Source organism: Aeromonas sp. ZOR0001, from assembly GCF_000801015.1.
In the GTDB taxonomy this organism is placed as follows: domain Bacteria; phylum Pseudomonadota; class Gammaproteobacteria; order Enterobacterales; family Aeromonadaceae; genus Aeromonas; species Aeromonas veronii.
Window position 1 is genome coordinate 17,664 of sequence record NZ_JRJY01000125.1, and the last position, 10,416, is coordinate 28,079.

The window sequence follows — 10,416 nt, forward strand, 5'->3', positions numbered from 1 at the left end:
TGGGTGTAGGTGGGGCAGTTACATATGAAAAAAATAATAATCGATCTTGATGGTACGTTAACACTAGCAAATACATCTGACTATAAAGTAGTGTTGCCACGAATGGATGTCATTGAGGCACTAAAATTTTATAAAGAAAATGGATTTGAAATAGTTATTTTCACCGCAAGAAATATGAGAACATTTGAGGGTAATGTAGGGAAAATAAATGTCCATGCATTACCAATCATCACTGAGTGGCTCGATACTCATAAGGTTCCATATGATGAAATTATTGTAGGTAAGCCTTGGTGTGGTAAGTCAGGTTTTTATGTTGATGATCGTGCTATTAGACCATCTGAATTTGCCACGCTCTCGTTAGACGAGATCAACACATTGCTTGAAAAGGAAAAAAAATGTTCCTGATCATGTCTGCGGCGTATGTGAATCAAGACCTAGAGGCTGAATTCGGTAAAATCCCCCCCAGTTTTTTGCCACTGGGTAATCGTCGTTTATTCAAATACCAAGTAGAGCTGGCTCCGATTGGAGTCGATGTTTATTTGTCTGTTCCAGAAAGTTACAGATTATCAGATAGTGATCTTGCATGGTTGACTGAAATGGGAGTTAAGGTCATTTACATTCCTGTCGGACTTAGCCTTGGTGCTTCTCTTGTTGCTGCTGTTAATTTGAGTGAGTATCGCCAGGGCAGTTCTCTACATGTTCTTTATGGCGATACGTTATTTGGCCGACTCCCTACAGGGGAGAATATAGTTAGCGTTTCAAAGACTGAGTATTATTACAATTGGGCTACTCTAGGGCATGAGAATATTGATTGTATTGAAGATGAAAACCGCGATGTTGAAGGGCTGATAATAGATGGATATTTCAAGTTCCAGGACGCTAGGGAACTAATTCGATGTATTACTCAATGTAACTGGAGTTTTCTCGAAGGATTAAATCGGTATCATCATAAAGTTAGGTTAAATGTAGTTAAATCAGATGGGTGGTTGGATTTTGGGCATGTAAATACATACTACAGATCAAAGGCTGAATTTACCACGCAACGTGCATTCAATGAGATTGTGATTACGCCATATTTTATTGAAAAATCTAGCGTCCATAATGTAAAAATTATGGCCGAGGCGGAGTGGTTTGAAAAGCTTCCTTTTTCTTTACGTGGATACATCCCTCAGTTCTTGGGATCATCAAAAAATGATGGTAGCGCTACGTATCGACTAGAGTATTTGCACAATACAGCGCTAAATGAGGTTTATGTCTTCTCTGCGTTACCCAGCTTTTGCTGGAAACCAATAATTAATAATTGCCTAGATTTTCTATTGGATTGTCAACGTGTTAAAAATACTGAAAAACAGCCTACTAATCAAGTGAGCGAGTTATTTGGGGCGAAAACACTGAGTCGTATCAATGATTATTGCCAGTCAACAAATATATCACTTAATGAACATTGGAAATATAATGGTTTTCAGCCTGTATCCATTCAGGATTTATTAGATGCATGTAGTGTATATTTACCAAAAGATTGTGGGTTAGCGTCTGTACTGCACGGAGACTTCTGCTTCAGTAATATATTATATGATTTTCGTGCACAAAAAATAAAAGTGATTGATCCTAGAGGAATTACTGCCAACAGTGAAATGACGATATATGGAGATGTTTCATATGACATCGCCAAGCTTAGTCATTCTATTCTTGGTTTGTATGATTGGATTATCGCTGGTTATTATGATGTAAACATCTCTGCAAGGGAGATAGAATTTAAAATCAAAGTCAGTAATTATGTAGATGATATTCAATCTTATTATATATCTCGCGTCGGTTCGGTATTTGGTATGCGGCCTGAGACTCTTTATGCGATGCAAATACATCTGTTTTTGTCTATGTTACCACTTCATGCTGATTGTAAAAAACGGCAAAATGCACTATTCGCAAATGCATTCCGTTTATTCCACATATTAAAGGGACTTAATTGATGATTGTTATTCCAATGGCAGGAATGAGTTCTCGCTTTTTTAAAGCGGGTTATGATAAGCCTAAATACATGTTGTCTGCACATGGTGCTACGCTATTTGAACACTCAGTTAATAGCTTTCATATGTATTTTGAAGATACGCCGTTTTTGTTCATTGTTCGTGATGTTTACAATACTGAAAATTTTGTAAAAGAAATGGCCACCAAGATGGGGATCAAGAATTTTTTCATTTCTACACTTTCAAAAGAAACAAGAGGGCAAGCTGAAACGGTAGCGATTGGACTACTTGATTTTATCAAAAATCATGCTCCATACCTAGGTTCTATCACAATATTTAATATCGACTCTTTCCGTCACAATTTCACCTTTCCAGATATCATTGAGAATTGTGATGGATATTTAGAAGTTTTTAAAGGTGATGGTGATAATTGGTCTTTTGCAAAGCCATTAAAAGAAGGTAGTACAGAAGTTGTGCTGACGGCTGAAAAAAATAAAATATCAGATTTATGTAGTACCGGATTATATTTTTTTGCGAAATGCGATGACTATTTAGATGCGTATAAAAAATATGAGGCTTTGCCTGCAGCGCAATGGGATAGGGGGGAGTTATATATAGCCCCAATGTATAATATAATGATAAAAGAGGGTAAAAAGATCCATTATAATTTGATCGAACGAAAAGAAGTTATTTTCTGTGGCGTGCCCAGCGAATACCTTGATTTCCTTTCTCAGGATGTAGTAAATGAAGATAAATGATCAAGATATTACGTTCGTTGTACAAGGTCCAGTGCAGGCAAGTAAGGATCGTTCTCAAATTGATGGGGTCACATCGCAATGTCTGAAGTCTATTAGAACGTACTTTCCTACGTCCACAATCATTTTGTCTACATGGCAAGGCCAGAATATTGATGGTTTGGATTTTGATCAGGTTTTACTATTGGAAGATCCTGGTCAAAATATTATAATGAATGATGGTAATGTTGTAAAATTAAACAATAACAGACAATTATATGGTGTGCACATGGGACTTGCTATGGTAGCAACCCCTTATGCCGTAAAGATTCGTAGTGACAATATAGTGACTGGTCGCGGTTTTCTAGATCTCTATCAGAAGTATGTAAACGAAGAAAGAGTGAGTGATTTCTGCTATTTGGGTAGCCGAGTCATTACGAGTAGTGCTTTTTTTATTTCATCACATTACGGTAAGCCTGTATTTTTCCATAAGAGTGATCTATTTGACTTTGGTCTGACGACAGATCTACTAAAGATATGGCCAGAAAAAAAATTAGAACAGCTGCACTTCTACTTAAAGGCCGGATATAAAGAGCGTTATCCAGCAACGGAACAATACTTTTTACTACATTGGCTGTCCATATTGATGGGTAAGACGTTGAAGATCAATAATAAGGCTAATGATGATGCAGGATTGGGATCAGATTTCTGGCCTTGTTTTGTGGCTAACAATCTCATTGTGGCAACACCTGAAATGTTATCTCTAGATGTGACAGAAAAATTTTATAAACGAGGTAATCTCGCGTTAGAGTTAGACTTGAGTGACTGGTTATATTTCGTTGGCTTGAAAAAACGGCCATTTGATGTCAAGAGAGTGTATAGGAAATATAAAGAAATATCTGGACTCCTAGTCAGGAGAATCAGAGAATAAAACACAGGTTCATGACATCTGTCACACTTAAGTCTGATTGATGAATTGTCATATTTAATGCTGTTAAATATTATATTGCGGGGCATACCTTTTTCTTAAGGGAGCTATGATTTTAATGGTCATGTGAGAAATCAATGGTGAAAAATAGTTATGGACTGGCATTGTTACTCGGTATTGGGATATCCATATTATTTTCTGTATCGCAAGTAATCGGTGGCGATCAGACCCAGATGCTCTACAAGGGTTACCTTGGGGCCTATGAGGGGGTCTGGCTCAGCTATGGCAATGCGGCGAGTGCGGTGGGCAATGTGCCGGGCAGCTTGTCAGCCTGGCTGATCGGCGGGCCTCTGCTGCTGTGGGACTCTCCCTATGCCCCCATGGTGCTGCTGCTGGCGATGCGGCTGGTCGGGTTCCTGCTGTTTGATGCGGTGATCCGTCAGGTGTTTGATGACAGGGTGCGTCTGTTGTTTCTGGTGCTCTGCTGGCTCAACCCCTGGTTCCAGTACGAGAGTCTGCTCTACAACCCCTCCTATCTGTTCCTTTTCTCGGCCATGCACTGCTGGTCGGCCTGGCATATGCGCGAGCGGGCCTCCTTCTGGCACATGATCGTTCACCTGCTGGCCATCGGCATGGCGATGCAGCTGCACTACTCCTGGCCGCTGCTGGCGGTGATGTCTACCTACCTCTTCTGGCGCCGCATTCTCAAGGTGAGCTGGAGCGGGGTGGTGGTGGCTACCCTGCTGATCGGTGCCTCCCTGATCCCTTACGCCATGGAAGTGATGAGCAATAGCCACATCACCCAGAACGTCGATCCCGAGGCACGCCAGCGCTATATCGGCTGGGGGCTGGTGCATGTCTATCCGGTGCTGAAATCAGTGCTCTACTGGCTGCGTTACGGCTCCTGGCTGTTTGCCAGCAAACTGGTCAATGACACCCAGTTCATCTGGCTGGCGGGGCACGAATACCTGCAGATGGCGGCAGTCTGGCTGTGGCGGGTGGTGATTTACGGGGTAGGCTCGGCGACTGTGCTGCTGGCGGCCAAGGCCAACTGGCAGCTGTGGCGCGAACTCAAGCCACGTCTGCTGCGCAGTGATCGGGCCGAGGTGGATGGTGAAAGCTGGCTCGGCCTCTATGCGCTGGCGGCGGTGCTGGCGGTGCTGGTGAGTGCGGCGCTCTCGCCCATCATCTTCAACTACTGGCACCTGATGCTGATCTTCCCCTACGCCCTGTTCCCGATCCTGCTTTTGTTGGTGCGCTGGAGTCGTCGTTATCCGCAGTGGGTTGGCAAGGGGCTGCTGGCAGCCACCCTGTTCTGCACCGCGGTGAACCTGATCGCGGCGTGCGACAGCACCAAGTTCTCCTATCAGGCGGACTACAAAACCCAGGTGCTGGAGTATCTGCAAGAGATGAAGCTGCAACCCAAGCAGTGAGTCATCCACGGCCAGCTCCCCGATCTCGGGGAGCTGGCTGTCACTATTCTAAACGGTCCATATGGGCGAAGTTTTTGGCTTCGGCAACCCAACCCTCACGCCCCTGCTTGTCCCGGATTTTTACCCACCACTGGTTCTGCGGTGACCGGCCGTATCTGATCTCTTTGCGCGCATAGTCAAAATCGAGAATGAAGGTTTTGCCCTTGTACCAGAACAGGCTATTGCCTTCGCCCAGTCCGCCGAGGATATAAAGCGTTTCCCCTGCCTTCATATTCAACAGCGGCCCTTTGCCCTCCTTGCTGTAGCCCAGCTTGACCGATCTGAGTATCTCGACGATCCCCGGTTGTTCGGTAATGACGACCCCGGTCAGCCCTTCCACCTGCTGGCCGCGGGGTAGCCGGAACAGCGCTTTGGCCGTCAGGGATGGCTCGGCTCTGACGATCACCTCTTGCTTGGTGGTCCACGATTGATAGGTACAACCTTCAAACGGGCAGCGACCCCAGTCGTAATAGGGCAGGCGCGGCTTTTCATCAGAACTTACAGTCGTAGCAAACAACGACAACAACAGCAAAAACAGTCTCATGAATCTACCTGTCCGGCGGGGCGCTCATCCGCCGGTTTAATAAATGGGGCCGCACTATATCTCAAGAGACCAAAATCCATCAAAGCCGCGGAAGTATTGATTTTCACCGCAATAAAACGGGGCCATTGGTCATGGGAGTAGGGGGCACAAGAGGTCGAAGCGCGGCAGGGGCGGATAGCCCGCCCCTTTGCCTTGTGCCATGCTGATGGCTATCAGGGCATCGGGTCGTCACCTATGGGCATCTCTCGTTCGGGTATGCGTTTGTTATTACTGCTATCGGCACTTCTTCTCCCTCTTATGACCATCAGCCACGCCGTGGCGATCACCGCGCCCCTGCGGGGATGTGTCTTCCAGCTGGCACCGCTGGTCACCATCGATCAGCAGGGCGAGGTCTCCGGGCCGGTGATCGACTACTTTCGCCGTCATATCGAACCCGCGATCGGGCGTACCATCGAGTGGCAGGGGGTCAATGTGGCGCGGCTGCTCAGCAACCTCGAGAGCGGCGAGTGCGATCTGACCCCGCTGCTGAGTTACAGTCCCGAGCGTGCTCGTCACTTTCGCTATATCGACCCCCACCTGTTGCTGCTGCGGCCAGTGCTGGTGGTACTGGTGCCATCGCGACTTCACGCGGTTGAACGACAAGAAGATCTCTACGGCACCACCATCGGCTGGTCGAGTCAGGCGATCGTGCCGCCACTGTTGCAGCATCCGCAGATCCACATCGACACCCTCTCCCAGCTCAGCTGGGAGCATGGCAACATGCAGAAGTTGCTGCGCGGGCGCATCGATGCCGCGCTCTTCTCCAACGATATTTCCGCCAACCATTTTCGCGCCAAGCTCCCTGCGGCGACCCGCCTCATCTACCTGCCGGTCACTCCGCTGCAGGTGCATATCGTGCTGAACAAGTCGTTGGGGGATGGCAATCCCGATCTGGTGCAACATATGCGTCAGATGGTGGAGCGGGTGCCGCTCGCCTCGCTGGTGGAGCCAACCCCTCGGCTGTGGGGGCGTTGAGAGGGGGTTGCGTGCAATAATCTACAAGTCCAAGGCCCGCTGCTGGTGTATCTATAAGCCATGAATACCACCGATTCCCTCATCCGCTACTGGCAATCCCCGCACCTGCCGGGGGTCGAGCTGTCACACTCCCACCACAGGGCGTTCAGCTATGGCCGCCATGTCCATCTCGACTACCATATCGGGCTGGTGCAGCGGGGTGGCCAGAAGTTTATCCACAAGGGAAACAGCCACCATCTGGTGCGCGGGGTGCTCTCTACCGTCAACCCGGATGAGGTGCACGACGGCCTCAGCCTGTTGCCGGAAGGGTATGAGGTGCGGGTCTTTGCCATCGATCCGCAGCAGCTGGCGCTCTGGCTGCCGGAGCAGCCGGAACCCTTCTTCGACAAGGGATTGCAGAGCCGCCCTGATCTCTATCAGGGCTTTGCCCAGCTACACGGCTATCTCGACAACCCCAAGGCCGATGGCCTGCTGATCGAGAGCCAGCTGCTTGCCCTGCTGGGGGAGCTGCTGCATCTGGCCCCCGAGGTGCACCAGCTGGCGGATCCCCAGTTGCGATTCCTGCGCGACTACCTGATGGCCGCCCTCGACGAGCCCCACTCGCTGGAAGAGCTGGCGGGGTTGCTCGGGCTCGACCGTTTCGCCTTCCTGCGCCAGTTCAAGAAACGCAGCGGTATGACCCCCTACGCCTGGCTGAAACGGCTGCGGCTGGAGCAGGGCAAACGGCTGCTGGCGAGCGGCATGGCGGTGAGCGAGGTGGCGCTCGCGGTCGGCTTCTTCGATCAGAGTCACTTCCACCACGGCTTTCGCCAGGCATTCGGTCTGACGCCCGCCGAATTTCGTGCCCAGATGCAATCTTTTACAAGTCGCGCCCCCCGCTGATCCGCCATGCTGGCTCTCCGTCGTTAAAGCGAGAGTTGTTATGCTGACCAGTCTGTTCGTTACCCTCGGCCTGATGCACCTGATTGCACTGGCCAGCCCCGGCCCCGATTTCGCCCTGATCCTGCGCACCAGCCTGCACCGGCCGACCGCCCTTGGCGCGGCGCTGGGCATCTCGTTGGCGATCATGGTGCACGCCACCCTGAGCCTGACCGGGATCAGCATGCTGATCGCCAGCCATCCGCTGCTGTTTATGGTGATCAAGTGCTGCGGCGCCCTCTATCTGGGCTGGTTGGGGTGGGGCGCCCTGATGGCGGCTCGGCAGCAGAGCAGTACCGTGATGCAGAGCGCCGCCAACGAGCTGCGCGGCTGGGGCAGGGGCGTGCGCACTGGCCTTGCCACCAACCTGCTTAACCCCAAGGCGCTGGTGTTCTTTATCGGTCTGCTGGCCGCCATGGTGACGCCAGAGGTGGATGGAATGACCCGTAGCCTGCTGGTGGGCGAGCTGTTCATCATCTCCCTCTGCTGGTTCGGGCTGCTGGCGTGGAGCCTCTCCACCGATCGTGCCCAGCGCCTGCTGCTGCGGGTGCAGCGGCCACTCAATCTGGTGACCGGCGTGCTGTTTGCGGTGGTCAGCCTCTCCATTCTGGCGAGCATGGGGGCCGAGCTGGTGGCCTGACGAGTCGGCGCATGGGCCTATACTCCAACAAGGTTTACCTGTCAGGAGTACCCGGCCATGCGTCTACTGCCTCTTTGCTGGTTGTTGGGGATGGCCCCGGCGCTGGCGGCCCCGGTTCAGCTCAAATTGCTGGAGTGGGGCTATCTGCCAGCGGGTTATGAACAACAGTTTGCCGACTACGCCAAAGCCCATGGGGTGGAGGCGACGGTCAGCCGGATCGAGCCGCTGCTGACCGATTTCGACAGCGTCTACCGCTCCCTGCGCACCCGCAGCGCCGATGTGGTGCTGCCGACCAGCTACTTCTACAAGGCCCATCACCAGCCGCTGTTCAAGCTGCTGCTCCCCATCGATTTCAGTCGCCTGCAGCACTACCCCGAGGTGAAGCCTGCCCTCAAGAACACCGAGTATGACAAGCAGGGGGAGCGCAACTACTCGGTGCCCTTCTCCTACGCCATGTTCAGCCTCGCTTATGACAGCAAGCAGGTGCCGCAAGCGCCCACCAGTTGGCAGGTGCTTGCCAACAGCTCGCCGTCGGGCCAGTTTGCCGAGTTCTGCGACCAGTTCGAGCCGCTGCTCTTTTCGGTGCTGCTCTCTCTTGGCAAGTCGCCCGCCCTGTTTGCCAGCGGCGAGATGCTGGCCGACAAGACCTTGCAGCAAGAGGTGGAGCAGCAGCTCTCGCAGCGGCTGCGAGCCAGTCGTGGCTTCTGGTTCAATCAGGCTAACCGCTGCGAGGATCTGCGCCAGCAGACCTTTGCCACCACCTGGGGGCTGGAGCTGGTGGAGTGCAACAAGCAGAACGATCAGCAGTGGCGGATCGCCATGGTGCAGGAGGGGGCCATCTATGCCCTCGATGCGATCTCTATCGCCCGTCATGTCGGGGATGATCCTGCGCGGCTCAAGGCCGCCTACCTGCTGGTGGATTTTCTGCTGAGCGCGCCGCTGCAACGCCAGATGCTGGTGGGCACGCCCACCATCTCGGCCAGCAATATGGCCTCCCGGCCGCCCCTCCGCCCACAGGAGCAGGCGGTGCTGCCGGATCGCCCGCTGCCGGAGTTTGACGAGCGGCTGCTGGTGCCCGCGCTGCCCGCCCATATCAAGAATCGTTACAAACGGATGGTGCAGCAGGCGATCGTCGCCAGCGGCAAAGAGGGGCTGGTCAAGCAGTGCCCCTGGGATCTCGATAACTGATGAATGAGCCTGCCGCTTCTCCGGTGGCAGGCAAGTTTGCGCGAGATGGCTGATGATCGGTCATCGCCCGTTCCAGGGTATTCCCCCGTTCAACTCACGCCGCTCGCGGGCTCACATCGTTTGAAAAAACTGAGCGCTTTCCGCAGCCCCATTTAGCCGGATTAAACAACCGAACCCTCGCCAGATCGCCGTTCGTACCCTGGCAGACCCTGTACAAAAGTGCCGCAATTGTGACAACTTGGATGTGAGCTGAACAATCGTGATCTGTTGCTTGTGGGAAGGTGATGAATCGGTTATTTCTCTGTGACATTGGCGGCATCCGGCACGGGTTCTCCAGCCATGTGGTGCGATATCCACAGCAAAAACAAACAGTAAAATGCAGGAGCAAATATGAAAAAGGTCGTGATGGTTGCCGTGGCTGCGGCCCTGCTGGGTGGCTGCGCCGTCAAGAATCAGGTATCCCACAGCTTGCAGGCGATCCCGCTGACTGCCTTCCAGCAGAGCGAGAGTAACCCCAATCAGCGCGTCTACAAGGAGCCGGGCGTTGACCTGCGCCAATACAATGAGGTGCTGCTCGATCCGCTGCAGTTTATCCGGCAGGAGAATGGTCAGTGGTATCTGCTGACCGCCAACGAACAGAACCAGATTGGCCGCTACTACCACGACAAGTTCCAGAGCGAGCTGATCAAGCAGGGCGTCAAGATTGCCACCGCCCCCGGCCCGAAAGTCATGCGGATCCAGGCCGCTGTCACCAACTTCGACCTGACCCGCCCCGACCCCAAGCTGCGTGACCTGCTGCCGGCCAAGATCGCCATCAATGTCACCCGCGAAGTGATCGGCAAGGAGCCTTATCTGCTCAAGGTGGGCAGCATGGCCCAACTGCTCGACTCCCGGAGCGGCAAGCTGCTGGTGCGGGTGATGGATGCCCGTGAGAGTACGGATACCACCCACAAGGATGAGCCCATCACCGCCGGGGAGATGGAGAAGATGATCGACCAGTGGGCGGCCAGC

11 protein-coding genes are annotated in these 10,416 nt (G+C 52.1%); 10 read left to right on the plus strand and 1 reads right to left on the minus strand.

Annotated features, from left to right (window positions below; all coding sequences use genetic code 11):
• Positions 1–24 precede the first annotated feature (24 nt).
• From L972_RS20405 to L972_RS16195, 5 genes are all read left to right on the plus strand, one after another.
• Positions 25–405, plus strand: a complete 381-nt coding sequence (locus L972_RS20405) for an HAD hydrolase family protein (RefSeq protein ID WP_052200076.1) — start codon at positions 25–27, stop codon at positions 403–405.
• Positions 396–1,970 (plus strand): hypothetical protein, encoded by a 1,575-nt coding sequence (locus L972_RS16180; RefSeq protein ID WP_047439539.1) that lies wholly within the window; start codon positions 396–398, stop codon positions 1,968–1,970. The genes L972_RS20405 and L972_RS16180 overlap by 10 nt, the downstream gene beginning before the upstream one ends.
• Positions 1,970–2,725 carry a glycosyltransferase family 2 protein gene (locus L972_RS16185; RefSeq protein WP_047439541.1) on the plus strand — a complete coding sequence of 252 codons (756 nt, stop codon included), beginning with the start codon at positions 1,970–1,972 and terminating at the stop codon, positions 2,723–2,725. Before L972_RS16180 ends, L972_RS16185 begins: the two co-directional genes overlap by 1 nt.
• A complete protein-coding gene (locus tag L972_RS16190; RefSeq protein ID WP_047439543.1) occupies positions 2,712–3,632 on the plus strand; it encodes a WavE lipopolysaccharide synthesis family protein in 921 nt (306 codons plus the stop codon). Before L972_RS16185 ends, L972_RS16190 begins: the two co-directional genes overlap by 14 nt.
• A 230-nt stretch (positions 3,633–3,862) precedes the next feature.
• Complete coding sequence (locus L972_RS16195; protein ID WP_081990744.1) at positions 3,863–5,062, plus strand: 3-deoxy-D-manno-octulosonic acid transferase; 1,200 nt, start codon at positions 3,863–3,865, stop codon at positions 5,060–5,062.
• Positions 5,063–5,105: 43 nt separating this feature from the next.
• Here the strand turns inward: L972_RS16195 and L972_RS16200 are convergent, their stop codons facing one another.
• Positions 5,106–5,645, minus strand: a complete 540-nt coding sequence (locus tag L972_RS16200; RefSeq protein WP_047439547.1) for a hypothetical protein — start codon at positions 5,643–5,645, stop codon at positions 5,106–5,108.
• A gap of 255 nt (positions 5,646–5,900) precedes the next feature.
• On the opposite strand from L972_RS16200, the gene L972_RS16205 reads away from it, so the two are divergent.
• From L972_RS16205 to L972_RS16225, 5 genes are all read left to right on the plus strand, one after another.
• On the plus strand, positions 5,901–6,659 hold the full coding sequence (locus L972_RS16205; protein ID WP_231560939.1) for a substrate-binding periplasmic protein: 759 nt from the start codon (positions 5,901–5,903) through the stop codon (positions 6,657–6,659).
• Between the two features lie 60 nt (positions 6,660–6,719).
• Positions 6,720–7,541 carry a helix-turn-helix transcriptional regulator gene (locus L972_RS16210; protein ID WP_005357044.1) on the plus strand — a complete coding sequence of 274 codons (822 nt, stop codon included), beginning with the start codon at positions 6,720–6,722 and terminating at the stop codon, positions 7,539–7,541.
• Between the two features lie 40 nt (positions 7,542–7,581).
• A complete protein-coding gene (locus L972_RS16215) occupies positions 7,582–8,217 on the plus strand; it encodes a LysE family translocator (protein ID WP_005340824.1) in 636 nt (211 codons plus the stop codon).
• Positions 8,218–8,274: 57 nt separating this feature from the next.
• On the plus strand, positions 8,275–9,405 hold the full coding sequence (locus tag L972_RS16220; RefSeq protein WP_047439550.1) for an ABC transporter substrate-binding protein: 1,131 nt from the start codon (positions 8,275–8,277) through the stop codon (positions 9,403–9,405).
• 390 nt (positions 9,406–9,795) lie between these two features.
• Positions 9,796–10,416: DUF3313 domain-containing protein (locus tag L972_RS16225; RefSeq protein ID WP_047439552.1), on the plus strand; the 621-nt coding region annotated here is incomplete at its 3' end.